The sequence below is a fragment of the Flavobacterium amylolyticum genome (assembly GCF_048284335.1).
In the GTDB taxonomy this organism is placed as follows: Bacteria; Bacteroidota; Bacteroidia; order Flavobacteriales; family Flavobacteriaceae; genus Flavobacterium.
This window is the reverse complement of record NZ_JBLVPG010000001.1, coordinates 1,217,514-1,244,368: the sequence shown is the minus strand read 5'-3', so window position 1 is coordinate 1,244,368 and position 26,855 is coordinate 1,217,514. Positions and strand designations below refer to the sequence as shown.

29 protein-coding genes and 2 tRNA genes are annotated in these 26,855 nt (G+C 33.5%); 13 read left to right on the top strand and 18 right to left on the bottom strand.

Features of this window, described 5'->3' with window-relative positions; all coding sequences use genetic code 11:
- Window position 1: 1 nt before the first annotated feature.
- The 3 genes from ACNQF9_RS05565 to ACNQF9_RS05555 all read right to left on the bottom strand — a co-directional run bounded on the left by ACNQF9_RS05565 (window position 2) and on the right by ACNQF9_RS05555 (window position 2,240).
- Window positions 2-754 carry a UDP-2,3-diacylglucosamine diphosphatase gene (locus ACNQF9_RS05565; RefSeq protein ID WP_417989802.1) on the bottom strand — a complete coding sequence of 251 codons (753 nt, stop codon included), beginning with the start codon at window positions 752-754 and terminating at the stop codon, window positions 2-4.
- Window positions 755-758: 4 nt separating this feature from the next.
- Window positions 759-1,223 carry a 6-pyruvoyl trahydropterin synthase family protein gene (locus ACNQF9_RS05560; protein WP_417989801.1) on the bottom strand — a complete coding sequence of 155 codons (465 nt, stop codon included), beginning with the start codon at window positions 1,221-1,223 and terminating at the stop codon, window positions 759-761.
- A 249-nt stretch (window positions 1,224-1,472) separates the two neighbouring features.
- Window positions 1,473-2,240 carry an enoyl-CoA hydratase/isomerase family protein gene (locus ACNQF9_RS05555; protein ID WP_417989800.1) on the bottom strand — a complete coding sequence of 256 codons (768 nt, stop codon included), beginning with the start codon at window positions 2,238-2,240 and terminating at the stop codon, window positions 1,473-1,475.
- Between the two features lie 125 nt (window positions 2,241-2,365).
- Here ACNQF9_RS05555 and ACNQF9_RS05550 point away from each other — a divergent pair.
- Window positions 2,366-2,439 (top strand) — tRNA-Ala (locus ACNQF9_RS05550).
- An 88-nt stretch (window positions 2,440-2,527) separates the two neighbouring features.
- Here ACNQF9_RS05550 and mtgA read toward each other — a convergent pair.
- Together mtgA and ACNQF9_RS05540 are read right to left on the bottom strand one after the other, a co-directional pair.
- Complete coding sequence (mtgA, locus tag ACNQF9_RS05545) at window positions 2,528-3,274, bottom strand: monofunctional biosynthetic peptidoglycan transglycosylase (protein WP_417989799.1); 747 nt, start codon at window positions 3,272-3,274, stop codon at window positions 2,528-2,530.
- Window positions 3,274-4,386 carry an NAD(P)/FAD-dependent oxidoreductase gene (locus ACNQF9_RS05540; protein ID WP_417989798.1) on the bottom strand — a complete coding sequence of 371 codons (1,113 nt, stop codon included), beginning with the start codon at window positions 4,384-4,386 and terminating at the stop codon, window positions 3,274-3,276. Before ACNQF9_RS05540 ends, mtgA begins: the two co-directional genes overlap by 1 nt.
- A gap of 256 nt (window positions 4,387-4,642) precedes the next feature.
- Here ACNQF9_RS05540 and ACNQF9_RS05535 point away from each other — a divergent pair, with 256 nt between their 5' ends.
- Window positions 4,643-6,544 carry a S9 family peptidase gene (locus ACNQF9_RS05535; RefSeq protein WP_417989797.1) on the top strand — a complete coding sequence of 634 codons (1,902 nt, stop codon included), beginning with the start codon at window positions 4,643-4,645 and terminating at the stop codon, window positions 6,542-6,544.
- A 113-nt stretch (window positions 6,545-6,657) separates the two neighbouring features.
- A complete protein-coding gene (locus tag ACNQF9_RS05530) occupies window positions 6,658-9,090 on the top strand; it encodes an ATP-binding response regulator (RefSeq protein ID WP_417989796.1) in 2,433 nt (810 codons plus the stop codon).
- On the opposite strand, the gene ACNQF9_RS05525 is transcribed toward ACNQF9_RS05530, so the two are convergent.
- The 9 genes from ACNQF9_RS05525 to pdxA form a co-directional block, all read right to left on the bottom strand.
- On the bottom strand, window positions 9,087-10,433 hold the full coding sequence (locus tag ACNQF9_RS05525) for a sigma-54-dependent transcriptional regulator (RefSeq protein ID WP_417989795.1): 1,347 nt from the start codon (window positions 10,431-10,433) through the stop codon (window positions 9,087-9,089). The genes ACNQF9_RS05530 and ACNQF9_RS05525 overlap by 4 nt on opposite strands.
- A gap of 116 nt (window positions 10,434-10,549) precedes the next feature.
- A complete protein-coding gene (locus ACNQF9_RS05520) occupies window positions 10,550-10,846 on the bottom strand; it encodes a hypothetical protein (protein ID WP_417959233.1) in 297 nt (98 codons plus the stop codon).
- A gap of 43 nt (window positions 10,847-10,889) precedes the next feature.
- On the bottom strand, window positions 10,890-11,186 hold the full coding sequence (locus ACNQF9_RS05515) for a hypothetical protein (protein WP_417959232.1): 297 nt from the start codon (window positions 11,184-11,186) through the stop codon (window positions 10,890-10,892).
- A gap of 264 nt (window positions 11,187-11,450) precedes the next feature.
- Complete coding sequence (gene accC / locus ACNQF9_RS05510; protein ID WP_417959231.1) at window positions 11,451-12,797, bottom strand: acetyl-CoA carboxylase biotin carboxylase subunit; 1,347 nt, start codon at window positions 12,795-12,797, stop codon at window positions 11,451-11,453.
- Window positions 12,798-12,881: 84 nt separating this feature from the next.
- Entirely contained in the window at window positions 12,882-13,361 is a 480-nt protein-coding gene (accB, locus tag ACNQF9_RS05505) for an acetyl-CoA carboxylase biotin carboxyl carrier protein (protein ID WP_417959230.1), read from the bottom strand.
- A 23-nt stretch (window positions 13,362-13,384) separates the two neighbouring features.
- Window positions 13,385-14,383 carry a beta-ketoacyl-ACP synthase III gene (locus ACNQF9_RS05500; RefSeq protein WP_417959229.1) on the bottom strand — a complete coding sequence of 333 codons (999 nt, stop codon included), beginning with the start codon at window positions 14,381-14,383 and terminating at the stop codon, window positions 13,385-13,387.
- A 171-nt stretch (window positions 14,384-14,554) separates the two neighbouring features.
- Window positions 14,555-14,749 carry a 50S ribosomal protein L32 gene (rpmF, locus tag ACNQF9_RS05495; RefSeq protein WP_007137315.1) on the bottom strand — a complete coding sequence of 65 codons (195 nt, stop codon included), beginning with the start codon at window positions 14,747-14,749 and terminating at the stop codon, window positions 14,555-14,557.
- A gap of 9 nt (window positions 14,750-14,758) precedes the next feature.
- Window positions 14,759-15,301, bottom strand: a complete 543-nt coding sequence (locus ACNQF9_RS05490) for a YceD family protein (RefSeq protein WP_417959228.1) — start codon at window positions 15,299-15,301, stop codon at window positions 14,759-14,761.
- A gap of 85 nt (window positions 15,302-15,386) precedes the next feature.
- The gene (gene pdxA / locus ACNQF9_RS05485) at window positions 15,387-16,436 is read right to left on the bottom strand and encodes a 4-hydroxythreonine-4-phosphate dehydrogenase PdxA (protein WP_417959227.1); all 1,050 of its coding nucleotides are present in this window, start codon (window positions 16,434-16,436) and stop codon (window positions 15,387-15,389) included.
- 58 nt (window positions 16,437-16,494) lie between these two features.
- On the opposite strand from pdxA, the gene ACNQF9_RS05480 reads away from it, so the two are divergent.
- Window positions 16,495-17,082, top strand: a complete 588-nt coding sequence (locus ACNQF9_RS05480; RefSeq protein WP_417989794.1) for a riboflavin synthase — start codon at window positions 16,495-16,497, stop codon at window positions 17,080-17,082.
- Between the two features lie 31 nt (window positions 17,083-17,113).
- Here the strand turns inward: ACNQF9_RS05480 and ACNQF9_RS05475 are convergent, their stop codons facing one another.
- A complete protein-coding gene (locus ACNQF9_RS05475; protein WP_417959225.1) occupies window positions 17,114-17,332 on the bottom strand; it encodes a hypothetical protein in 219 nt (72 codons plus the stop codon).
- A gap of 376 nt (window positions 17,333-17,708) precedes the next feature.
- On the opposite strand from ACNQF9_RS05475, the gene ACNQF9_RS05470 reads away from it, so the two are divergent.
- From ACNQF9_RS05470 to ACNQF9_RS05440, 7 genes are all read left to right on the top strand, one after another.
- Window positions 17,709-18,941, top strand: coding sequence for a site-specific integrase (locus tag ACNQF9_RS05470; RefSeq protein ID WP_417989793.1), 1,233 nt, complete (start codon window positions 17,709-17,711; stop codon window positions 18,939-18,941).
- Window positions 18,942-19,064: 123 nt separating this feature from the next.
- Window positions 19,065-19,370, top strand: coding sequence for a helix-turn-helix domain-containing protein (locus tag ACNQF9_RS05465; RefSeq protein ID WP_417989792.1), 306 nt, complete (start codon window positions 19,065-19,067; stop codon window positions 19,368-19,370).
- Window positions 19,360-19,572 (top strand): hypothetical protein, encoded by a 213-nt coding sequence (locus ACNQF9_RS05460; protein WP_417989791.1) that lies wholly within the window; start codon window positions 19,360-19,362, stop codon window positions 19,570-19,572. The genes ACNQF9_RS05465 and ACNQF9_RS05460 overlap by 11 nt, the downstream gene beginning before the upstream one ends.
- A gap of 96 nt (window positions 19,573-19,668) precedes the next feature.
- Complete coding sequence (locus ACNQF9_RS05455) at window positions 19,669-20,505, top strand: rolling circle replication-associated protein (protein ID WP_417989790.1); 837 nt, start codon at window positions 19,669-19,671, stop codon at window positions 20,503-20,505.
- Between the two features lie 6 nt (window positions 20,506-20,511).
- The gene (locus tag ACNQF9_RS05450) at window positions 20,512-20,775 is read left to right on the top strand and encodes a hypothetical protein (protein ID WP_417989789.1); all 264 of its coding nucleotides are present in this window, start codon (window positions 20,512-20,514) and stop codon (window positions 20,773-20,775) included.
- 138 nt (window positions 20,776-20,913) lie between these two features.
- Complete coding sequence (locus ACNQF9_RS05445; RefSeq protein ID WP_417989788.1) at window positions 20,914-22,026, top strand: ParA family protein; 1,113 nt, start codon at window positions 20,914-20,916, stop codon at window positions 22,024-22,026.
- A gap of 7 nt (window positions 22,027-22,033) precedes the next feature.
- Window positions 22,034-22,714 (top strand): RelA/SpoT domain-containing protein, encoded by a 681-nt coding sequence (locus tag ACNQF9_RS05440; protein WP_417989787.1) that lies wholly within the window; start codon window positions 22,034-22,036, stop codon window positions 22,712-22,714.
- A 247-nt stretch (window positions 22,715-22,961) separates the two neighbouring features.
- Here ACNQF9_RS05440 and ACNQF9_RS05435 read toward each other — a convergent pair.
- Both ACNQF9_RS05435 and mce read right to left on the bottom strand, forming a co-directional pair.
- Window positions 22,962-23,035: transfer RNA gene (locus ACNQF9_RS05435), tRNA-Ile, on the bottom strand.
- A 142-nt stretch (window positions 23,036-23,177) separates the two neighbouring features.
- Window positions 23,178-23,579: a methylmalonyl-CoA epimerase gene (gene mce / locus ACNQF9_RS05430; protein ID WP_417959408.1), complete on the bottom strand. Its 402-nt coding sequence runs from the start codon at window positions 23,577-23,579 to the stop codon at window positions 23,178-23,180.
- A 209-nt stretch (window positions 23,580-23,788) separates the two neighbouring features.
- Between mce and ACNQF9_RS05425 the strand changes: the two genes are divergently transcribed.
- Window positions 23,789-25,441, top strand: a complete 1,653-nt coding sequence (locus tag ACNQF9_RS05425) for an Ig-like domain-containing domain (protein ID WP_417989786.1) — start codon at window positions 23,789-23,791, stop codon at window positions 25,439-25,441.
- Here the strand turns inward: ACNQF9_RS05425 and ACNQF9_RS05420 are convergent.
- Window positions 25,438-26,214, bottom strand: a complete 777-nt coding sequence (locus ACNQF9_RS05420; RefSeq protein ID WP_417959223.1) for a nitrilase family protein — start codon at window positions 26,212-26,214, stop codon at window positions 25,438-25,440. The two genes, ACNQF9_RS05425 and ACNQF9_RS05420, sit on opposite strands and share 4 nt — an antisense overlap.
- A gap of 73 nt (window positions 26,215-26,287) precedes the next feature.
- Between ACNQF9_RS05420 and ACNQF9_RS05415 the strand changes: the two genes are divergently transcribed.
- A complete protein-coding gene (locus tag ACNQF9_RS05415) occupies window positions 26,288-26,851 on the top strand; it encodes a hypothetical protein (protein WP_417959222.1) in 564 nt (187 codons plus the stop codon).
- The last annotated feature ends 4 nt before the right edge of the window (window positions 26,852-26,855 follow it).

Here is a 26,855-nt window from a genome sequence, read left to right as displayed (position 1 = left end):
TTTAATACTTTTTGATTTCGAAATTATCGCCATCAAAAACGCCATAAGTAAAATATGTAATCCAGTCACCTAGATTGACATACTCGGCATTTTCTGCTACGGTTACTTTCATAGGCAAATGACGGTGGCCAAAAATAAGGTAATTATAATGTTTGGTTTCCAGTTTTCTTTTGGAATAGAGAATCAGCCATTCGTTGTCTTCGCCAAGAAAGGTCACATCTTCATCGCCAGAAATCAGTTTGTTTTTTACGGAAAGGTATTGCGCCAGTTTCACGCCAATATCCGGATGAAGCCATCTAAAAAGCCATTTGAAAAACGGATTTGTAAATATTTTTTTCATGCGTTTGTATCCTAAATCACCCGGGCCTTTTCCGTCACCATGGCCAATAAGGAATGTTTTATCTCCAAAAGTATATTCTTGATTGTCATGAAACACAGGAATATTCAATTCTTTCTGGAAATAATCGGTCATCCATAAATCATGGTTCCCTACGAAGAAATAAATAGGGATCCCTGAATCTCGGATTTCGGCCAATTTGCCTAAAATACGGACAAAGCCTTTTGGTACTACCGTTTTGTATTCGAACCAAAAATCAAATAAATCGCCCAATAGAAAAATAGCTTCAGCATCACCTTTTACCTCATCAAGCCAAGCCACAAATTTTTGTTCTCTCGGAAAACTCAATTCGGGTGTTGGTGCGCCAAAATGTTGATCGGAGGCGAAATATACTTTTTTGTTATTGAGTAATTGCATGGAGTTACAGTATAGATTTCATATTATCACTGGCAAACCATTCGGCGAAAGAAGATTCGGTTTCTTGTAATTTCAAAGAGAAAAGAGTGATTCCTTCCGGTAATCGGCTACTTATTCTTTGTGAAAAATCAACAACCATGTTTTCGCTCGTGGGTTGGTAGTCTACCAAAATGACGTGGTGTCCGCGACTTATTAATTCGTTTGCCAATTCGACATGAGGTGTTGTACCGTTGAAAACAGTCGCATGATCAAATTGATCTACTATTTCTTCTGTTACAATTTTTTTTAAATCTGTGAAGTCTATAACCATTCCAAATTTTACATTAGAGCGATCTGCAATTGGAGTTCCGATTACCGTTACTGACAATTTATAACTATGCCCGTGAACATTTTTACATTTCCCGTCATAGCCATATAAGGCGTGTCCGGTTTCGAAACTAAATTGTTTTGTAATTCTGATATTGCTCATCGGAGTATAATTTTGGTGCAAATTTAGCAAATTGATATGAGAAATAGGACGTAAATCTTTCCCTCCCCAAAGTGGAGGGAGATAGGATGAAATTATTTTGTTTGTAATCCGAATTTGATAGTTCCAAATACTCTAGCCCTGATGGAAACGGCATCCTTTTTATAAGGTGATTTTTCTTCACCTTATAAAAAGATATAGTGAACAGCAGGAAATAGCTACTGAAATAAATTCAGAATAAATCCTGAAAAATTACTTTTTGAATTGGGCCAATGCTTTTCTGGTAAAATCAGACAATACCAATTTACCCGAAATTGCGGCGCGTTCCAGCAACAATGCGTCCCATTGTTGTGTTCCTTGCCAGAAAACCTTTTTCATTTCCAGTAAAGCTTCGGGATTGTAACCGGATAATTTCCTGCTGAAATCAGCTATCGCGGCATCAAGTTCTACAATGGTTTCAAAGGTATTGGCGTATAATCCTTTAGCTGCCGCCCAATCAGCGGTTTTCCATTCGTGAGCTGCGAGCGTCATTTCGGCCATTGCCGTCTTTCCGATTTTCTTAGAAACTACCGGTTCTATTACAAAGGGACCAATGCCGATTGCCAATTCTGATAGTTTTATTGAAGCATTTTTTGTGGCCAGTGCGTAATCACAGGCAGAAGCAATTCCTACTCCGCCACCTACTGCTTTACCGTGAATGCGACCCACAATAAGTTTGGAACACGAACGCATCGCATTGATTAAATGTGCAAATCCAGAAAAAAATTGTGTTCCTGCTGCTTCATCCGAAACAGCCAAAAGTTCCTCAAACGATGCTCCTGCACAAAAAGCCCCTGAGCCTTCGCTTTGTATAACTATAACCGAAACGGCTGGGTTCGTACTCAAAGCATTGAACTCACTGGTTAAACGATTTAACAATTCTCTTGGAAAAGAATTGCTCGCAGGATGGCCAAATGTAACGGTTGCGATTTTATTTTCGATTGTTGTGAAGAGCGAACCTGCTGGGTTTTCTGATACCATAGTGGAGATTTTGATGTAAAGTTAAAAAAAGTAAAGGAGGTTTTAACTTTTTTTCAAATAGAATGGATTTGTAATTTGAAATTTGCTTTTTGGAAAATTTAAATGTTATATTTGCGCTCTAGTTTGGGGGATTAGCTCATTTGGCTAGAGTGCTTGCCTGGCAGGCAAGAGGTGACCGGTTCGAATCCGGTATTCTCCACAAAACAAAACCGTAAAATCTTTTAAGTAAGAGTTTACGGTTTTTTATTTTAAAAAATTGTTTGGTGCAGTTATGAGACTGCAACAAACTATTTTGGATATTCAATTTTCCCTACTTGACGCATCACGCGTACAATTTTAGCTTTTCGCCTGTTAATGTACGTGGAAGAACTTGTCGCCGAATATTTTCTTGGATTGGGTAAAATTGCTGCAATTCCAGCTGCCTGCATCGGCGTAAGACTAGAAGCATCCTTCCGATACCAATGCTCAGTAGCAGCTTGTGCTCCATAGACCCCATTCCCCATTTCGATACTATTCAAATAGACTTCCATAATGCGTTCTTTTCCCCATATAATTTCAATTAAAACAGTAAAATACGCTTCTAATCCTTTTCTTAAATAACTTCGGCCTTGCCAAAGAAATACGTTTTTGGCCGTCTGTTGCGATATTGTGCTTCCACCCTTTATTCTTCGGCCTCGTTCATTGCTTTTATACGCTTTTTGCATGGCTACAAAATCAAACCCGTTGTGTTTCAGGAAAGTTCCATCTTCACTGGCAATCACGGCTTTTTGAAGATTCATTGAGATATTTTCAATTGGTTCCCAGTCGTGGCTAAAGAAAACTTCTTTTCCAGTTACCTTATTTTCAATTGCACGAATTACCATTAATGGGGTAAACGGAACGGGTATAAATTTAAAAAACACCACAAAAAACAAAGATAGTCCAAGGAACCACAAGAAAATTTTGAATAAAAAACGAGTTAGTGTGCTCATAAAAGAGGTTGATTCTTTTTTAATTGGTTGTTTTGATTTTCTTGGTGTTATTTTCGTTGCCATTATACTAAATCTGCTAATTCTGTTCCAATTAAACTTCCTATCGCCACTCCCATTCCACCCAATCTCACGCCACAATAGACGTTATCGGATATTTGTGAAACAATAGGATTCTTGCTGTTACCAATACCCATGATGCCACTCCAACGGTGTGCAATTTGGAAATCCTGATGCGGCAAAATTACTTCTTTTAATAATTGTTCCAATTTTTTTTGGACGATTTCTGTTTGCCCAAATTCGGTTGTGTTCTCCGTTTCAAAATCGAGGTTTCTACCTCCGCCCAATAATATTCTGTCGCCAATATTCCTGAAATAATAATATCCTTTATCTAGGTGAAAAGTTCCTTTTATATCTAAATTTTTAATAGGCTCTGTTATTAAAACTTGAGCTCTTGCTGCTTTAACGGCTCCATTAGTCAATCCATTTGCAAAACCGTTCGTCGCAAACAGTATTTTTTGGCTACTAAAACTAAAATCCCCAAGTGCCACTTCCACTCCATTTCCTTTGTCTATATAAGAGGTAACGGTTTGTTGGTTTAGAATTAAAATATTTTTAGAAACTGCTTCTTTCAACAACGCCTGCATCATATTTCCGGTATCAATCTGTGCTTCAAAAGGATTGAAAACCAAATATTCTTGTATTCCGCTAAACCCAAAACGATCTATTTCCTTGGCAAAAACATCGGCTCTAAATAGTGGTTTTAAAATCTCATTGATGAAAGGTAATTTCCCTATACAATCCCCGTAACAACTATCATCGTCTTTTAAAAACAACTCATATCCGCCATATGGCTTGAAATCTATTGTGTCGTCCCCCAATCTTTTTCGCAGTAATTGCAGTCCTTTCCATCGTTTTTGAACGAGTTGCATCACTTCTTCTTCAGAATGGGATTTTAAATCATCGATAATTTCTGAAAGGCTTCCAAAACAAGCAAAACCGGCATTTTTAGTACTTGCGCCTTGCGGCAACATTCCTTTTTCTAACACCAATATTTTACTCTCCGGAAATCTCTCGCGCAAGCGTATTGCCGCATGTAAGCCTACAATACCACTTCCAACGATCGTATAATCTACCTCCGAAAACCAAGTTTCCAACTCCCAATAGCTCAAATCCATTTCGAAATATTTTTATAAAAATAATATTTTTTTTAGTTTTATTCTGAATTTATTTCAGAAGCTAATCCTCCTATCCTTTGCGCTCATTAATTTTTTAAAGGAAAAAACAAAAGGGATTTTAACTGTACCTAAAAATCAATGCTCTTCAGTAAAATAAAAATATCGAAATATAGTCAGGACTAAAAGCAAGTGTTAAAAACGAAAATCATCAGATTAAATTGGCTAATTTTAGCAATCGAAAAAATCAATTTTTACAATGAAAAAAATATTATTTATACCCTTATTAATGATGAGTTTAACTGCAATGGCACAAAACGTAATGACTCCAGAACTGCTTTGGAAATTAGGAAGAGTAACCCCTTTAGGCATTTCCAAAGATGGGAAAAATATAGTGTATAAAGTAACTATTCCCTCTGTTCAAGAAAACAAATCGGACACAAAACACTACACTTTGCCTGTAAAAGGCGGAAATCCAACCGAAGTAAAAGATACAGCAGCCCTATTAAAAGACAAAAACAGTTCTCCGGACGGGAAACATATTGTTTACAATCAAGAAGTAAAAATGGAGAACGTTCACGGAAAAGATTTTTATCCTGAACTAGAAAAATCAGATGTTCAAATCTACAATGGGTTAAATTACCGTCATTGGGATACTTGGAACGAAGGCAAGTACAACCATGTTTTTTACAGAGAAAACAAAGAAGGCGCTGTGGGAATTGACATTCTAAAAGGTGAAAATTTTGACAGTCCTCAAAAACCTTTCGGTGGCGATGAAGATTACATCTGGTCACCAGACAGCAAAAGCATCCTTTATGTTAGCAAGAAAAAAGCAGGAACTGAATATGCTGTTTCTACCAACACCAATATCTTCGAATACAATCTGGAAACTGGAAAAACCATCAATAGAACCGAAGAAAATTTAGGATATGATTCTGCTCCACAATTTTCTCCGACAGGAAACCTAACTTGGTTGCAAATGAAACGAGACGGGTATGAAGCCGATAAAAATGACCTGATGGTGAGTTTTAAAGGAATAAAAACCAATCTCACAGCAAACTGGGACGGAACGGTAGACAATTTTATTTGGAGTGCCGACGGACAAAAAATATTTTTTGTTGCTCCTGTAGACGGAACCAAACAATTGTTTGAAGTTAATTTTCCGGGTCTGACTAAAATTGCAATCACCGTTCGCCAAGTCACTACCGGAGAATTTGACGTCAATGATTTAGTTGGTTTTTCTGGTGACAACATTATTGTAACGAGAACTGATATGAATCATGCTGCGGAAATTTTTTCGTATAATTTAAAGAAAAGCACGTGGAAACAACTGTCCAATGTCAATACAACAACCTATAATTCTTTAGCGTTAAGCAAAACCGAAAGAAGGTATGTAACCACTACAGATGGCAAAAAAATGTTGGTTTGGGTCGTTCTTCCTCCTAATTTTGATGCTTCAAAAAAATATCCAACCCTATTATACTGCCAAGGTGGACCACAATCTCCATTGACACAATTTTATTCTTACCGATGGAATTTACAGTTGATGGCCGCTAATGGCTATATTGTTGTTGCCCCAAACCGTCGCGGTATGCAAGGCCATGGTGTAGCATGGAATGAGCAAATTAGCAAAGACTGGGGCGGACAAGTTATGAATGATTATCTATCAGCGATTGATGATGTGGTTAAGGAAGAATATGTTGATGCAACTCGTTTAGGATGCGTTGGTGCCAGTTACGGAGGATATTCGGTTTTTTATCTGGCTGGAATTCACAACAACCGATTCAAAACGTTCATTGCCCATGATGGTGTTTATAATACCCAAAGCATGTTTGGGACTACCGAAGAAGTTTTCTTTAGCAATTGGGATTTTGGTGGTGCGTACTGGGAAAAAGACAATGCAGTTGCTCAAAAAACCTACACGACGTTCAACCCAATGACCTTGGTAGAAAAATGGACTAAACCTATCTTAATTATTCAAGGTGGAAAAGATTTTCGTGTCCCAATAGGACAAGGTCAAGAAGCTTTTCAAGCAGCACAATTACGCGGAATAAAAAGCAGATTTCTGTATTTTCCAGAAGAAAATCACTGGGTACTAAAACCGCAAAATGCTCAGGTTTGGCAAAGTGAATTTTTCAAATGGTTGAAAGAAACCTTATAAAATACTTTTTAGACAAAATTGCAAACCTCACTTTTCAGTGGGGTTTTTTGTTAGCATTAAAATATTTTGAATAACTTAACTTTAAACACTTTTGTAATTTTTATCTTTGGAAAATGGAAAGCAAAAAAAGTTATATTCCGATAAAAATTTTTATAAGTTACCTGATATTGGCACTTCTTTTCGTGAGTGTTAGCTGGTTTTTATATACTGAAAACAAAAAATTTTCTAAAACTGAAAAGAGATTTACAGAGAAAAGTAGTTCAATATTGAAAGTTAGTAATTTATTATCTGACTTATACAAAACGGAGAGTTTAGCCCGCATTGCGGTTCAGTCTGAATCAGCAAAAGATTTTAAAAATTACGTTTTTAAAACCGCTTCTTTAAAAATGGATATTGATTCTTTGAAAACATTAGTCTCTACTCCATATCAAAACCAGTTACTCGATAGTGTTAAATATTTATTGTCTGAAAAAACTAAAAACATTCAGCAACTAAAAGCTATAAAAAACAAAACAGAAGATGAGCTTGCAGTTAGTAATGCAATTAATAATCTCACAAAGATGGAGTCTTCAATGAGAAAACTTCAATTAGAAGATTTTGTAAAAGATCCTTCATCAATGGGAGTATATGAACGCAACGTACTCAAGAAATATGTAGCCTATTTGAATCAAAATATTCCTGATGACAGTACCAATACATTAAGTAAAAAAGCATCCGATTCTATACTATCAGTTTCAAAGATGCTATTAAATGAGGTGCAAAAAGAAACAGCAAAAAAGAAACAATTATTAAATCAGGAGGAAAACAAATTGCTGGAAAACGAACTTTCAATATCCGATCAATTGAGAAAAGTACTTAGTACTATAGAACGGGAAATCATTCTAAACACAACCGTAAACTATCTCGAAAGAGAAAAATCCTTAAAAAAGACAAATCAAATCGTTACTACTGCAGCAATAATTGGATTACTGCTAACTTTATTTTTTTTAATTATAATCTTGAATGACTATTCAAAAACACAATCGTATAAAAAACAATTGGAGGTGGCCAATTCAAAAACTAAAAAACTATTAACCAGCAGAGAGCAACTTATTGCTACAGTAAGTCATGATTTAAAAACACCGTTGAGCACCATTGTTGGCTATACGGAATTATTAGGCAATTCTGATTTGACTAACAAGCAATTGTATTATACTAAAAACATCAAAGAATCCTCAGATTATATTGCACAATTGGTTCAGGATTTATTAGATTTTACTCAAATAGAAGCGGGGAAAATCACCATTGAAAAAATTCCGTTTTCCCTTTACAAAATCCTTAATGAGGTTGGGAATAATATCCAATCGGTTTACAGACAAAAACCTATTCGGCTGCATATCGAAATTGATCCAAACCTTAAACAAAGAATCGTTGGAGATCCATTTCGATTGAGACAAATTCTCTCTAATATCATTGGAAATGCTTTCAAATTCACCGAGAAAGGATTCATAAAAATTCAAGCCAAGATAGATCATGAGACCAATACAATAGCGGTACTTATTGAAGATTCCGGAATTGGAATTGAAGAAAAAAATCAGCAATTAATTTTTGAAGAATTTACACAAGCAGATGAAAGCATTGAAAAAAAATATGGCGGAAGTGGTTTAGGACTTACTATTTCTAAAAAAATGACTGCTATATTAGGTGGTCAATTGCATTTAAAAAGCGAATTGGGAAAAGGAAGTGTTTTTGAAATACTGATTCCCTTAAAATTTGACGATACGCTGATTCAAAAAAAATCAAACAACCATCCAGCTAAAAAAGAATTAACCGCTATTATCATTGATGATGATGAAAGTTTATTAAAGTTGACAACAGAAATTTTAAGGCAGCATCAGTATCTTGTTTACCCTTTTAACAATGCAAATGAAGCATTGGATTGGATTAAAACCTCTGTTTTTGACTTCATTATTACTGATATTCAAATGCCCGTTATAGACGGATTTTTATTCTTAGAAACCCTGAAAAATACGTCTGAGTACAATTATGAAAATCAACCTGTGATTGCAGTAACGGGAAGAAATGATTTGGATTTAGAACATTACAAAAAAGCTGGGTTCATAACTGTTATCTACAAACCTTACTCGCCAAAAGCGCTACTAAAAACCATAAAAGCAGTTTTAAATAAAAGCGAAATTCCTATTGAATCGCCTGTACCAATTAATATCACAGACGCAACAAAACCGTATTCATTAAAAGCCCTAAAATCATTCTTATCGAATGACAATGTTGCTTTGAAGGAAGTATTAATATCTTTTATGACTAGTACAAAGGAGAATTTAGAATTTTTAGAGCAAGCAGCATTAGCTATTAATTATGCCGAAATTAAAAATATCGCTCATAAAATGAATCCTATGTTTAAGCAGATAAAAGCCTCTGGTATTATTCCAATTTTAGACAAATTAGAATTAAAAGACTGTACCGTAATAGAAATGAGCACTGGTATTATTGATCTAAAAAATAAAATTTCAGCCCTTTTTGTATTACTAGAAAAGGAAATAAACTAATTGATACCGTACAATTTCAATTTATTATATAAGGTTTTCCTATTGATTTTGAGCAATTTTGCAGTTTCTGTTTTATTGTTGTTAGTTTTATTCAACGCTTCTTGAATAGTTTCTTTTTCGTTTTTTGACAAAGAAAATTCGGTAGTTATTTTCTCTTCATTTTGAAAAAACTCTAACGGTAGTGTTGTTTTTTCTATAAAATCTCCTTGTGATAATAACGTAGCCCTTTTAATGCAATTTTGAAGTTCCCTAAGATTTCCAGGCCATTTGTACTTTTGAAAAATAGTCATTACCTCCGAAGAAAACCCAATAACATTTTTATTTAATTCTAGATTTGATTTTTCAAGAAAAAAATCTGTAAAAACCATTAAATCTTCATTCCTTTCGACTAGCGAAGGTGAATGAATCGAAAACTCATTAATTCTATGGTATAAATCCTCTCGAAAATCACCTTTTTTAACAGCTTCACGCAAATCTTCATTTGTGGCAGTAATAATCCTGATATCCACCTCTATTTCTTTAGTACTCCCAACGGGTTTAATTTTTCGTTCCTGCAAAGCACGTAAAAGCTGAATTTGGTTTTCATAAGAAAGATTCCCTATTTCATCCAGAAAAATAGTTCCTCCATTTGCCGCTTCAAAAAACCCAATTTTGTCCTGTATTGCACCCGTAAAAGATCCTTTGATATGACCAAAAAACTCACTCGCGGCTAATTCTTTTGGAATTGAACCACAGTCAACGGCAATAAAACTAGTGTTTTTTCTAGAACTGTTTTGATGAATACTCTTTGCAATCACTTCCTTTCCCGTTCCGCTTTCGCCGATAATTAAAACCGACATATTTGTCGGACTTACCAATTGAATATATTCAGCAAGTTTTTGGGAAGCTTGAGAAATGCCCTGAATAAATTTAGTACTAACATCGTTTGCAATCAACTTTGTATTTTTGATACTGGAGATCCTTTTTTCGGGTTCTTTGTGATGCGCAATTTGCAAAGCATTTGTGATAACCAGCAACACTTCTTCCGGATTAAAAGGTTTAGAAATATAATCCGCTGCACCATTTTTGATTGCTTTCACAGCTGTACTCACATCAGAATACCCTGTCATTAATAGAACCGGAACATTAGGATGAGTTAATTTAATTTCAGACATTAGTGTGATTCCATCATAATCAGGGAGTCTTAAATCCGTTATGATGAGATCAAATTCAGTACTTTTTATTTTTAATTTTGCTTCTTCAGCAGAAAATGCTGTTGTTACTTGAAAAGATTTTTTTATAAGAAATTTTTCTAATAATTTACAAAAGGCAACATCATCCTCAATCAATAAAATCTTAGCCATTAGTTTTTTATCTTTAATGCTAAAATAAAGTTATTAAATTTGTATTGTCATAATTTTTTGCAAAAAAAAAGAGACTGTTAAAAACAATCTCTCTCCTTAAAAAAAACTCAACTAAATTATTTATTTATCATGTTCCCACTGGCATCTGCATAAACAGTAGCTTTCTGGTCTCCAACTGTAACTTCTAGCTTGTGCTCTTTTTTTGCATTTACATACGCCTTACCGATAATGGCTCCAGGATGTGCTGTTTCTAATGCTTTTTTTACTGCTGCCGGAACTGCTTCTACCTTTACTTCAGTATACTCCTCTTGAATCAATGAGGATTGAGTTACGGGATTTTGAACTGGAAGTGTTGTTGCATAAATTGATAAACTTCCTAATACGATTGCTGCTGATACCATTAATTTTTTCATAATATTTATTTTTAAATTATATTTTTATTTTTGAACTTTTATTTTATTTTTGAATCCAGTTTCCGGTAGCATCTGCAAAAAGGTTTCCTTTTTTACCCGCAATAGTTACATCTAATTTGTATTCTTTCTTTGCGTTTACATAAGCTTTGTCAAGAATTGCACTTGGATATGCCTTTTTAAAAGCCTCTGTTATTGTTACTGGAACTTCTTCAAGTTTCACGTCAGTATATTCCTCTTGAATTGTTAATATTTTCTCCACTCCATTTGCTACGGGAGCCGTAGTTGCGTATGCTGATAAACTTCCTAAAACGATTGCTGCTGATAAGATTAACTTTTTCATAATATTCTTTTTAAATTATTCATTTGTTATTGTTGTTTAGTATAAAGGAATAATCATACCGTTTTTCAAACACCACCATCAATAGCGTTAAAACCTTTATATACAGTGTTTTGAAAATATAAAATGATTACTTAAATTGGGAAAAGTGTGTATATTTGTGTGTGATATGTGTAATTTTTACCCGGCTTTATTACCCATCTGAAACCATTTCAAACAAAAAAACCTTGCATCACTGCAAGGTTCTATAACTTAAGGCTATTATTTTTATTCTGGATCGTTCATTTTAAAAGTATCCATAAATGCTGTTGTATACTCTCCAGCAATATAACGAGGATCATCCATTAACTGTCTGTGAAAAGGAATAGTAGTCTTTATTCCTTCGATTACAAATTCATCTAAGGCCCTTCTCATTTTACTAATGGCTTCTTCTCTAGATTGTGCAGTTGTAATCAACTTTGCAATCATAGAATCATAATTAGGAGGTATTGTATATCCTGAATAAACATGAGTATCTAAACGAACTCCGTGTCCTCCTGGCATATGTAACGTAGTGATCTTCCCTGGAGATGGACGAAAATCATTATAAGGATCCTCCGCATTGATACGGCATTCTATAGCATGTAATTGTGGCAAATAATTTTTTCCTGAAATAGAAACACCAGCCGCTACGAGAATTTGTTCCCGAATCAAATCGTAATCTATAACCTGCTCTGTAATAGGGTGTTCTACCTGAATACGAGTATTCATTTCCATAAAGTAGAAATTACGGTGTTTATCTACCAAAAATTCTACCGTTCCAGCACCTTCATACTTAATATATTCTGCCGCTTTTACTGCTGCTTCCCCCATTTTCTGACGCAATTCATCAGTCATAAATGGAGATGGTGTCTCTTCTGTCAATTTTTGATGACGCCTTTGTACAGAACAATCTCTTTCAGAAAGATGACAAGCTTTTCCATAAGCATCCCCTACAACTTGAATTTCGATATGACGAGGTTCTTCGATTAATTTCTCCAAATACATTCCGTCATTTCCGAAAGCTGCCGCAGATTCCTGACGTGCATCTTCCCAAGCTTTCAATAAATCTTCTTCTTTCCAAACTGCTCTCATCCCTTTTCCACCACCACCAGCAGTTGCTTTAAGCATTACAGGGTAACCAAAGTCTCTCGATAATTGCAAGGCTTGATCATACGATTCTAAAATTCCTACTGAACCTGGAACACAAGGAACACCCGCTTCAATCATAGTCGCCTTAGCTGAAGCTTTGTCTCCCATCCTATCAATCATCTCAGGCGATGCTCCAATGAATTTGATACCATGTTCTTGACAAATTTTAGAAAATTTAGAATTCTCAGAAAGAAATCCATATCCTGGATGTATTGCATCTGCATTGGTAATTTCGGCAGCCGCAATTATATTCGACATCTTCAAATAGGATAAGTTGCTTGGAGGTGGCCCAATGCAAACTGCTTCATCAGCAAACTTAACATGTAGACTTTCGGCATCAGCAGTAGAATAAACAGCTACTGTTTTGATCCCCATTTCCTTGCAAGTTCTAATTACGCGTAACGCAATCTCTCCTCTATTTGCAATTAATATTTTTTTAAACATCTTATTTTATATTTTAAATTTAAAATTCCAATAGTCAAAATTCAATTTACAATTGGAATTTTGGCTATTGGAATCTCAAAAATATTATGATGGATCTACTAAGAATAAAGGTTGGTCAAATTCAACTGGTGACATATCGTCAACCAATATTTTTACAATTTTACCAGAAACTTCGGATTCAATTTCGTTAAATAATTTCATAGCTTCAATTACACAAAGAACATCCCCTTTAGAAATTGTTTTACCTACTTCAACAAACATGGGTTTATCCGGAGATGGTTTTCTATAAAAAGTTCCAATGATTGGTGATTTTATAGTGATGTAATGAGAATTTTCTACTACTGGAGCTTCAGGTGCAACTGCTACTGGAGCAATTTGCTGTGGCGCTACTGCTTGTTGAAGCGCCCCTTGAGCAGGCATTTGTTGAACATACGTGGTTTCTGTTACATTTCCTTCTAAAGTAGTTCTGATAGTGATTTTTACATCATCCATCTCTAACTTAACTTCTGCAACTCCTGAATTTGCTACAAACTTGATTAGATTTTGAATTTCTTTTAAATCCATAATTATTTGTTTTTAGTTTAAATTTATTTTTTGTCGTATGCCCATTTTAGATAAATAGATCCCCAAGTGAATCCTCCTCCAAAAGCAGCTAAAATTATAGTGTCTCCTTTTTTGAATAAATGTTCAAAGTCACTTAGTACTAATGGCAAAGTAGCCGAAGTTGTGTTTCCGTATTTTTCGATATTCATTAACACTTTTGAATCTTCTAAATTCATTCTGTTAGCCGTTGCATCAATGATACGTTTATTCGCTTGATGAGGAACCAACCAATTTACATCTTCATTCGTCAAATTATTTCTTTTCAAAATTAATTCACTTGAATCTGCCATATTGGTTACCGCATATTTAAATACAGTTTTTCCGTCTTGGATAATATTGTGTTTATTGTCTTTTACGGTTTCAAAAGAAGTTGGGTTAAGCGAACCGCCTGCATCGATTTTCAAAAAATCTCTACCAATTCCGTCACTTCGCAAGTATTCGTCTTGCATCCCTAAACCTTCATAATTAGGCTCGAACAAAACTGCACCAGCCCCATCGCCAAAAATAATACAGGTTGATCTGTCCGTATAATCAACAATCGAAGACATTTTATCTGCACCAATAAGGAGTACCTTTTTATATCTTCCGGATTCTATATAGGCTGCAGCTGTAGACATTCCGAATAAGAAACTTGAACATGCAGCCTGCAAGTCATAAGCGAAAGCATTTGTAGCTCCAATTTGAGTTGCCACATACACACCTGTAGAAGCTACTGGCATATCCGGTGTTGCAGTTGCCATTATCAACAAATCTATTTCTAATGGATTTATATTAGCTTTAGCCAATAAATCTTGAGCAGCTTTTATGGCCAAAAAAGAAGTTCCCTTATCTTCGTCTTTTAGGATTCTTCTTTCTTTTATTCCTGTACGAGAGGTTATCCACTCATCATTGGTATCAACCATGGCTTCAAGAGCTTTGTTCGTTAGTACAAAGTCTGGAACATAGGCTCCAACAGCGGTTATTGCGGCTGTAATTGTATTCATCGTATGCGTTGATTTCTAGTCAAATGTTTCCATTTGAAAATTTTTTAAAAGACTTGAAAATTACAAAAAAAATTCCATTCTCTTTGATTTGGAACTTCTTATTTAATTAAATTATAGACAACAAAAAAACTCTCACGATGTGAGAGTTCGAATATCATTTACAAAAATGTATTAAGCAACAGCTACAGATTTATCTATAACAACTTGCCCTCTATAGTACATTTTACCTTCATGCCAATACGCTCTGTGGTATAAATGCGCTTCTCCTGTGATAGGACAAGTAGCGATTTGTGCTACAGTAGCTTTGTAATGTGTTCTTCTTTTATCTCTTCTTGTTTTGGAGATTTTTCTCTTAGGATGCGCCATTTTACTATATTATTTATCCGTTAATAGTTGCTTTAATTTGTCCCATCGCGGGTCAATATTTTCTTCTTCTTTATTTTCTTTTTTTTCTTCCTTTACTGTAAGTTCATTGAGCTTAGTCAAGGCTTCAGTCTTTAAACTTCCGTCTTTTATACCTGGATGAACACGCCTTAGCGGGACTGACAACACAATCATTTCATAAATATATTGCGCTACATCTATTTCAAACTCCCCATGAGGTAAAATTAATAATTCCTCATTGTCATTATTATACTCTTCATCAAAACGAACGATTAATTTCATCTTCCCTTTAATAGGCAGATCAAAATCCTCACTTGTCAGATCACACGGCACATTTACAACACCTTTATGCTTAAAACTCAACTCTAACAGCGTACTTTTTTTCTCTAAAACTACATTTACTTTGATATTTGAATCTTGATATTCATTATAATCAAAGATTTCAAAGAACGCATTACTGATTTGATACTCAAAATGATGTTTCCCTAGCTTTAATCCTATAAAAGGAATTAAATATTCTTTTGTGTTCTTCATTTCAACAACAATTTGCCCCTAAACTTCGGGAGTGCAAAGATATAAAATTATTGCAAATCTAATAATGTTATTCACTTTTTTTTGTTCACAACTGCTTTTCTTTTGTTTTCAATGGTTTCGCACTGATTTCGGCATGTTGATTTCTCGAATGATAAATATCGATTGCCAGATACACTGCCTCTTTAAATGAATTGAAATCTGCTATTCCCTTCCCTGCTATATCGTAAGCCGTACCATGGTCAGGCGAGGTTCTTATTTTATTTAATCCCGCAGTATAATTCACTCCTTTACCAAAAGACAATGTTTTAAAAGGAATCAATCCCTGATCGTGATAGGTTGCTATAACCGCATCATATTTCTCGTATTGATTACTACCAAAAAAACCATCCGCAGCAAACGGTCCAAAAACTAATGTTCCTTTATCAAATATTTTTTTTAAGGCTGGTTTCAATATCAGATCATCCTCTGTTCCAATAACTCCTCCATCGCCACAATGCGGGTTTAACCCCAGCACAGCTATTTTAGGCTTATTAATACTAAAATCTTGAATCAACGATTGCTTAATCGTTTCAATTTTTTTCCTTATTAACTCCTCTGTAAGATGCGAAGCCACTTCGCTTAAAGGGATGTGATCCGTCAATAACCCCACTCTTAAATTATCCTGAACCATCAACATAAGAGCATTGCCCTCTAATTCCTGATCCAGATAATCAGTATGACCCGGAAACTTAAATTCCTCAGATTGTATGTTGTATTTATTTATTGGCGCTGTTACCAGCACATCAACAAGCCCCTCTTTTAAAGCTTTAGTAGCAGCAACAAATGATTTTATTGCATATTCTCCAGCTTTCGAATCATTTACTCCTAGATTCAAATCCACACCTTCTCTCCAAAGATTCAAAACATTAATCTTGCCAGGGACAATTTGATCCAGCTTATCAATGCCATGCAATAAGGAAGTCGATTGAAAACCTTTTTTCACAAAGGACAATAACTTAACATTCGCAAAAATAACAGGAGTACACAACTCTAACATACGCATATCCTCGAATGTTTTTAAAACAACCTCGCTTCCAATACCGTTTAAATCTCCAATAGAAATTCCTACGATTATATTTTCTGCTTTTTTCATCATGACGTAACGTTATTTATTGCTAATTTTGAAGTGCAAATTTAGTAAAATAAAACAAGAAATGTTTACAGGAATTATAGAAACCCTTGGCACCGTCCAAGAAATAAAAAAAGAGAAGACCAACGCACACATAACGATGAATTCATCAATTGCCAGCGAACTTCGAATAGACCAAAGTGTCGCCCATAACGGAATATGTCTTACAGTAGTTGCCATAAAAGATACTTTTTACACGGTAACCGCGATAGACGAAACCATAAAAAAAACAAACTTATCAGACTGGAACGTCGGCGACAGTGTCAATCTGGAAAGAGCAATGAAATTAGGCGACCGACTTGACGGCCATATTGTTCAGGGCCACGTGGACCAAACCGGCATCTGTATCGCTACAGAACAAACAGAAGGTAGCTGGTATTACACTTTTGAATACGACGAAAATCTCAACAACATCACCATCGAAAAAGGATCAATTACCGTAAACGGAGTAAGCCTAACAGTAGTGAACTCAAAGAAGAATCAATTCAGTGTCGCTATCATTCCCTATACCCACGAACACACCAATTTCAAACACTTCAAAGTAGGCACAAAAACAAACCTTGAATTTGATGTCATCGGGAAATATGTTTCTCGATTGTATATCAACAAATAACAACCCTATTCTTAAAGCAAAAAACTCCAATTTAGATTGGAGTTTTTTGCTTTAATTTGAAATTATAAATACTATAAATTCCAAAAAGTGAAGCCAATACAACCAATACAAAAATATGCATATCAATAGAAACAACGGGAATTTCTTCCCCAGGTGGTGGTGGTGGTGGTGGTGCAACTTGAGCAAAAGTATTAAAAATACCCAGCAAAAATACCGTTGCAATAAAAAATATATTTTTTAAAAACTTCATAAAATTTAGAAAAATATAAAGATACAATTAATCTTATAAAACATTTTTAAAGAGATGCATTTCCTTGTAAAATAACCACATAGTTTTAACAAAAACAACAGAACGTATAATAAATGGGTGTTTTAGTGTAAAAAAACACTGTAAATTTAATATAAACAAAAAAAATCTTTCAAAAAATTGAAAGATTTTTTTATAGTGGTCCCACCTGATCCACATAAAACCCTATCAATTTTTATCGTATTTTACTGTATTTACTAGGCTTAACATTTGTAAATAGTACCTTAACAACAAATTTAAATCAAACAAAATTAGACCAAATTAAAAAAATTCGTCCCCTCATTCGTCCCCTATTATAAATTTATATATATTTGTTTCTATGGGGAAAGCTAAATTTATATTAAAAGAACCGAATTCAAAAACAGATACTTTAATCTATCTGATATACAATTATCAATATTCAAGATTTAAGTATTCAACTACAGAAAGAATAAATCCTAAATTTTGGAACCCAACTAATCAACGGTGCAAAGAAACAAAACAATTCCCAGAATACCCAGAGTTTAACACAAGGCTAGACAAAATCGAAAACGCCATCAAAAATGTATTTAGAAGACTACTAAATGATGCTATTCAACCGAATAATACTTTATTAAAAAAAGAAATCGAAAACGAATTGAGCGACCATCGTTTGAAACCCAAAAAGAAATCTTTTCTATCATTTGTTGAAAGCTACATAAAAGAAAGCGCTTTAAATAAACGTGAGGGAACTATAAAAGTTTACAATACTACTTTCAAATACTTAAAAGAATATTCTTCAAAATACAAAACTATTGATTTTGAAAATATCACTTTAGAATTTTACAATCATTACACTGCATTTCTCGCACAAGAACATTTATTATCAGCCAATACAGTCGGAAAACATATCAAGACTATAAAGTCATTTATGAATGAAGCTACTGAAAGAGGTATAAACGAGAATCTAGAGTTTCGAAAAAAGAAATTTAAGACTATCCGAGAAGAATCAGACACCGTTTATTTAAGTGTTAAAGAACTTCAACAATTTGAAAAATTAAAACTAAGTGCAACTCCTCGATTAGATAAAGTAAGAGATTTGTTTCTGATTGGGTGTTATACCGGTTTGAGATTTTCTGATTTCACACAGATACAACCCGAAAATATAAACAATGACAACACAATGCTTTTTATTAGAACTCAAAAAACGAGTGAGCGTGTTGCAATTCCACTGCACAAAACAGTTAGAACTATATTAAAAAAACACAACAACAAACTGCCTAAAGCATTTACTAATCAAGTAACAAATACCTATCTGAAAGAGGTCGCAAGTTTAGCAAACATAAAAGAGCTAATAGAAACCACAATAACCCGTGGAGGAAAAATTGAAAAATCAGTGTTGCCAAAATTCAAACTCATTTCAACACATACCGCTCGAAGAAGTTTTGCAACAAATTTATATATTGCGGATATTCCTGCTATTTCCATAATGAAAATAACGGGGCACAAAACGGAGCGTTCTTTTATGCAGTACATTAGAATAACTCAAGAACAAAACGCAGATAAACTATTAACACATCCATTTTTTAATTAAATCTTCTTTAGCTTTTGTACTACAAAAAATGTAAAAAAATGTAAAAAATTGTAAAAAATTGTAAAGGGGTATTTTCTAAACCCCACATATTTGCGCCATTATAAACTTAAATACAGTAAAATAATGGCAAATTTAACATTCCACACATTCGAGTTATCAGACTTCGAAAACGCATTTAACAAAGCTTTTGAAAAAGCAATCAAACAATTTATAAATCCTCCCGTATCTCAAGACAAGGATTTAAAATCAAGAAAAGAAACCGCTAGGATTCTAAACATTTCATTACCTACTCTTCATCTTTTTACCAAAGAAGGAATTATTCGAGCTTATCGAATTGGAAACCGAGTTCTATTCAAACAACAAGATATAGAAAACGCTTTGAAAGTTATTGTTTCACCTAACAAAAAAGGACACAATAATGGAAACTAATAAAAATGATTACTCAGTTATTGTGTTTTTAGAGCATGAAACAAAGCCTAAAAAATGGAATTATGTTCATAAATTAAATGGCTTCTCTATGTTTCTAAATAATTCACATCCAACTTGGAAATATATGAATGTTTACGAACGTAGAACAAGTAAATTTCTTAAACAATTTCACAAAGGAAACTTCATCCCTCCGTTTTTATAGACCTTTTTTTTTAACCTTTAAAAATAAGCACCTTCAATAAAAACCTTTAATAAATAACCTTTTAATGGTTTTAATTAATGTGCAACGATTCAGATTATGATAGTCAAAAACACATACGGCACTAGCGTTGCTTTTTCGGTTCGAGAGTTCGGCATAATACCCAAAGATGAGTTTACGGGTTCTTCACTTCAAAGAAAGAAACAAGAACCTAAACCAAAAATAGAAAAGAAACCAAAGCCAATAGACCATATTAAAAAAATGCGGTCTCTATCTCGTAAGTCAAAACAAAAAATCAGAAAGAAAATAATATGTTTTGCTAGATGCTACAAACGATTAAGTTTTGTTACTCTAACTTTTTTAAACAAAGTAACGGACGAACAAGCGGTAAACTTATTACGCAAGTTTGTAGATAACGTAAAAAAGAGAAGTGAGAACTTCCAATACATTTGGGTAGCTGAAAGACAAACCAAAAATGATTTTTTCAAGGGGAATATTCATTTTCATATGATAACCAACAAGTATTGGAAAATTGAAAAGTGGTGGAATTATTGGCTTGACCTACAAAAGAAAAATGGCATACTGCCGAGAGACGAGAACTACAAACCCTCTTCAGCATTTGATGTTAGGCAGTTAAACTCAAATAATATTCGCTCTATCGCTTCGTATGTAACAAAATACGTGACTAAAAACAGTGATAAGTTCGATTGTCAAGTATGGAATTGTTCAAGACAAGTATCAGAACTTTATACTGATTTTTACACTGATTCTAGTTTTGTAGATGAATTTAAAAAGCTAGATGCCGTACTCAAAGAATTTGAAGTAAAAGACCATAGCAATAGAATGATTATAAATATAAAAATGATAAACCTAAACAGACAAACATTACCACTGTACAAAAGACTAGACGATAAAAATAAAGCAATACCAAACTAAAACATTATGAAAAACAATAAATCAAATTTAAAGAAACTGCCAAAAGGAGTAAAATTCGCAACAATCAATTCATATGATTCAGAAGATATTATTTTAGAAAAACATATCGCAACATTAATTTATAACGGATACTCAAAAAACCAGATTTACAAATCACTTTCTAACCCTGAAAATGACGCAGATATGGAATTTATTGGAATTGTCGCCCAAGAAATGATATGTAAATTTATTGAATTAAATCCTGAATTTGCTATAATTCTTAAAACATAAGAACAAATCGAAAGAATTTTTAAAATCACTTGAGATAAAATAATTGCGAAATTTCGTAACAGTTCCATATATTTGAAGAATCATCTAAATTGATAACTATCAATTGTGATAAGATCTCTTTAAACAAATAAACTTTAAATGAAAATAATCTCATTATTTAATAATAAAGGCGGAGTAGGAAAGTCAACTCTAGGATTTCACTTAGGTTATGCTTTAAGTGAAATGGGTAAAAAAACCCTAATGATTGATTTGGATCCTCAGTGTAACTTAACAATCTGCGGGATAGAAACTGAATATCTTCATGAAATATGGGCTGAAGAGGATGACTATATTGAAGATTTCGAAAAGGCATTTAGAGAAAATCAAGAAGTTTTAAAAACACCACGAAGTATTCACTTTTTGCTAAAACCTACAGAAGACGGTATTAGTGATTTCGAAATTCTTCCTCCCACAGTTCAACTAAATGAAAATTTAGATTTAATACCTGGGAGATTATCTATTCATAAGTTTGAAAACAAGTTAGCTGAAAGATGGAGTGGAGCTTATCAAGGAGACAATCTTGCGATAAGAACAATAACTAAGATTAGAGAAATATGTAATTTGTATAACAGCCAAAATAACTATGAATATATTATAATAGACACATCTCCAAGTTTAGGAATCTTAAATAAAACTATAATTTCAACAGTAGATGGTTTTTTTGTCCCTGCACAACCAGACATGTTCAGTTTATATGGCATACGAAATATTGGAAGTTCATTGGATTTATGGAAAAGAGAATTTGAAACGATATATAATTTAATTTCAACAGACAAACGCAATAAATTTCCTGAAAAATTTGTACAATTTTTAGGCTTTACAATCTATAATGCAAAAAAATATACTGGATATAATGAATACGATTTAGCTAAAGCTCACTTTTCATATGTAAATCAAATACCTGATGTTATCAAAACCTATATTAAAGAACCAAATAGAGAATTATTAACTAATGAAGAACTGAAAACACCAATTGGAAAAAGCGCAGTAATACATTCACACAACACATTTCCATCAGTTTCGCAAGCGCTAAATTGCCCTTTATGGAAAGTTCCAGAAGTCTATTCACATTTAGAAAAAACAAATAAACAGTTCCTAGCTGATAGACAAATTGAAGTCAATAGAGGCTTCAATAATCTTTATCGAGAAACTAAAGATAAATATATTGAATTCGCAAATTCTCTATTGTTAAGAGTTGAAAAATTAAACTAATTTATCTATGGAAGGAGTTAAAGAAACCGTTGAATTATATAAAGATAAATTATTTGAGTTTGAACAATTCTTACCAAGTGTTCTTGCTTTTTTTGAGAAACACAGAAAACTCAACCGCAAGCCTTTGCCTATAATCCATTCTATAAAATCCAGATTTAAAGATCCAGAACATTTAGAACAAAAATTAATTAGAAAACATAAAAGTGGAAAAATAATAGATACAAATAATTTGTTTACAGAAATAACAGATTTCATTGGGGTTAGAATTCTGCATCTGTATCAAGATCAGTTTATTGATATCCACAATGCAATTCAGGAAAAAATTGACAATGGTGATTGGCTATATGTAGAAGCTCCAAAAGCAATGACTTGGGATCCAGAATCAGTTGAGTTTTTTACCAAACATAATATTGAAACAGAAGTAAGGGACACTTTTTATACTAGTATACATTATTTGATAAAACCCAATAATCCAACCGCTGTAGTTTGTTGTGAAATTCAAGTAAGAACATTATTTGAAGAAATTTGGGGAGAAATTGACCATACAATTAACTATCCAACAGCAACTGAAAGCATCGCGTGTAAAGAGCAGTTAAGAGTCTTATCAAAACTTGTGTCAACGGGAACTAGGCTCGCAGATTCAATATTTAGAAGTCACAGTGAATATATTGAAAAAGAACAAAATTAATTCAAAATTTTAACTTCTATGTTTTGAATTAGAATATAATCTATAAAAACACTACTTGCTTAAACCAATCATTTGTTGTTCTTATAAATTTACAAAAGCCTCTTTATTGAGGTTTTTTTTATTTACTATTCTAAACATTTCTAATACAACACTTGAAAATCAAGAATAATTCGTCCCCTCATTCGTCCCCTGAAAATAAAAAAGCCTTACAAACGCAATGTTTATAAGGCTTTTTAAACTTAAGATGTGGTCCCACCTGGGCTCGAACCAGGGACCACCTGATTATGAGTCAGGTGCTCTAACCAGCTGAGCTATAGGACCGGTTAAGAGTGTGCAATATTACCACTATTTTTCATTTGCTCCAAATATTTTTGACTTAGATTTTAATATAGTTTAATTATTAATTAATTTTAAACACAAACCAACTGAATATTAGAATACTACCCATTTACCTGTACTTAAATTATTTTATTTCCTGACACAATTCAATCAGAACGCCATTCGTGCTCTTAGGATGCAAAAAAGCGACTAACTTATTATCAGCACCAATTTTAGGAATTTCATTCAAAACTATAAATCCTTCGTTTTTTAAACGCGTAATTTCGGATACAATATCTTCAACATCAAAAGCGATATGATGAATCCCTTCTCCCTTTTTTTCTATGAACTTAGCGATAGGACTTTCTGGATTGGTAGCAGCAAGGAGTTCAATTTTATTGGGTCCATTCCTAAAAAAAGAGGTGGACACTCCTTCAGTTTCTACATCTTCAAATTTATAAGCTGGAGATCCTAAGAGTTTCTCGAAAATTAAATTTGACACTTCTAAGTCTTTAACAGCAATACCTATATGTTCTATTTTTCTCATCATCTATACTATCAATTCAACGTTTATTGTAAGTTTAATCAGCAAGCTTCAGCAATAAAATTTACTTGACGTAAAATTAAACATTAAAACCAAAAAAAGGCAGCCATTCTAAAAAGTTAGCAAAATTTAATCAGTCATAATAATTCATTAAAAAATTTCGATAGCAAGAATTATAATTGTTATTTTGTACATTCTAATTATGATTTGATATGTTGAAAAACAATTTAAAATACACCTTTTTTTTATTGCTTTTAATTCTTGTTGGATGCGCTAAAAGAGGCTCTATAACAGGTGGTTTAAAAGATACTATTGCACCGGTTTTGAAAATGAGTTTCCCAGAAAACTTCAGCACCAACTTTAAGGGAAGTGAAATTAAATTAGTGTTTGATGAAAATATTAAACTTAAAAACCTGAATAAACAATTAATCATTTCTCCTCCAATGAAAAATGAACCGTTGATTTTACCTACAACGGCGAGCAAAACGATATCAATAAAAATAAAAGACACACTACAACCAAATACCACTTACAGCTTTAATTTTGGCCAAAGCATCGTTGACAACAACGAAGGAAACCCCTTCAATCAATTCAAATACGTGTTTTCTACAGGCGACTATATTGACTCTTTAAGCCTTGGCGGAACGGTAAAAAGCGCTTATGACAAAGAAGTGGAATCATTCGTTTCGGTTATGCTTTATGACATAAATGACACTTTTAAAGATTCGGTAGTCTATAATGAGAACCCAAGATACGTGACTAATACTTTAGACAGCCTGAAGACTTTTCGTTTTGAAAATTTAAAAGCTGGAAAATACCTCCTTGTAGCTATGAAAGACTACAACAGCAACAACAAATACAACCCAAAAACAGATAAAATTGGATTCAGCAAAGAATTTATTATTATTCCTAACGATACCATTTATGAGTTGGAATTATTTAAGGAAACACTTCCATTTAAAGCTTTCAAACCAAGCCAAACGTCCGGAAATAAATTATTAATGGGATATGAAGGTAAAATAAATCATGCTAATGACCTACCGAAAATAACCTTGAAAAATAACAGTGACATCTTGTCTACGATCATTACTAAATTCCCAAAAAAGGATTCTCTTCAAATCTGGCACAAACCCATTAAGGTCGATTCATTAAATATAGTTCTTGCCAAAGACAAATACCAAACCAATTTCACCTTTAAAGTAAAAGATCAGAAAAAGGACACCTTAAGTATCTCTGCTATACAAACCAGTTCCTTAAACTTCCGAGAACGATTTACTTTAGAGAGCTCCACTCCATTAATTCGTATTGAGAATTCTAAAATAAATTTGATCAACAATGCCAAAACCATAGTGCCTTTTACCACTGAATATGACGAATTTAATCAAAAACTATATTTTGACTTTAAAAAAGAACCTTCAGAAAATTACACTTTTGAAATTTTGCCTGGAGCGTTAACCGATTTTTTTGAAAAGTCAAACGATACTTTGACCTATAAACTAAATACAAAAAGCTATTCTGAAACGGCAAATCTAAGGGTGCTATTACAAAACGTAAAACAATTTCCCATCATCGTGGAACTCGCTAACTCCAAAGGTGATATTTTAGCCTCTGAATATTCGGAAAATGGCACTACAGTCGATTTCAACTTACTGGAACCTTCTGTATTTTCGCTTCGGGTAATTTATGACACCAATAAAAATAAGGAATGGGATTCCGGTAATTATTTAGAAAAGCGTCAGGCTGAGGAAGTAATCTATTCTTCTAAAGAAATAAATCTACATGCTAATTTTGACTGGGAAGAGATATTTGACTTGAGCTTACCCTATAGCCCGGAACCTAAAAAGAAAACAGAAAAGATAAACTAGAGCTGTATCTTTTTTATTTCAAAAGAATCTCTGTCGTTTAAAAAACCTAATTTTTGTCGGGTTTCTAACATTTTTTCTTTGTCTAATACTACTGTAAAAACACCTTCAGACTCTTGCGGTTCTAAAACATAATTTCCGAGAAAATCGATCGCTTGTGAGTGTCCTATGTATTCATAACCATTCGCATCGGTTCCTATTCTATTAACACCAATTGCATAACTCATATTTTCTATTGCCCGTGCTTTCAATAAAGCATCCCAAGCATTAGTTCTTATTTTTGGCCAACTTGCAACATAAATCACCAAGTCATAATCTTCAGAATTTCTGGAAAATACAGGAAACCTCAAATCGTAACATATTTGAAGACAAATTTTCCAGTCTAAATAATCAACAATCGTTTTTTGGGTACCACTAGTATAAACTTTATCTTCGCCCGCCAATGTAAACAAGTGTTTTTTATCATAGCACTGAATTGCCCCAGAAGGAAAAACAAATACCATTCTGTTGTAAAAAGTATTATTTTCCTCTATAACTAAGCTTCCTGTAATGGCACTGTTTCTAGCTTGCGCCAAAGCCTTTAACAACACAATCGTTTCACCTTCCATTGTTTCTGCTACAATCGATGGGTCCATCGTAAAACCGCTGGTAAACATTTCTGGAAGAACGATTAAATCAACCTTCTCAGTAATGGCATTTATTCTAGCCTCAAAATAATCACGATTTGACTTTGGGTTTTCCCAAACTAAAGGAGCTTGAATCAGGATAATTTTCATTTTACTTTATTTTTTATAAAAATAAGAAATATCACAATACCATAAGTTCATTATATTAGCAAAAAATAATTTTATGAAAAATACATTCATTATATACTCGCTACTATTTTCTATTTTTATTTTTGGACAGGAAAAATCAGGGGCAAAAGAATTTTGGGAAAATCTACAAAACCAATGTGGCAAATCATTTGAAGGAGAAATACTAGCAGGCGCAACCAATGATACTTTTAGAGATAAAAAATTAGTGATGCACATTCGCAGTTGTGATACAAACTCAATTCGAATTCCATTTTTTGTAGGTGAAGACAAATCTAGAACTTGGGTATTGACATACCAAAACGACCGTATTCAATTGAAACACGACCACCGCCACGAAGATGGATCCGAAGACAAGGTTACACAATATGGTGGAACAGCATCTAATTCTGGTTCCCCTACGCTCCAATTTTTTCCAGCTGATCAAGAAACAGGTACTTTAATACCAAGTGCTTCTGCTAATGTTTGGTGGATTACTTTAGATGAAACTTCTTTTACCTATAACCTAAGACGCATTGGTTCAGACCGATTATTTACTGTAAAATTTGATTTAACAAAAACAGTCCCAACGCCCTCTGCACCTTGGGGATGGAAAAACTAAACAT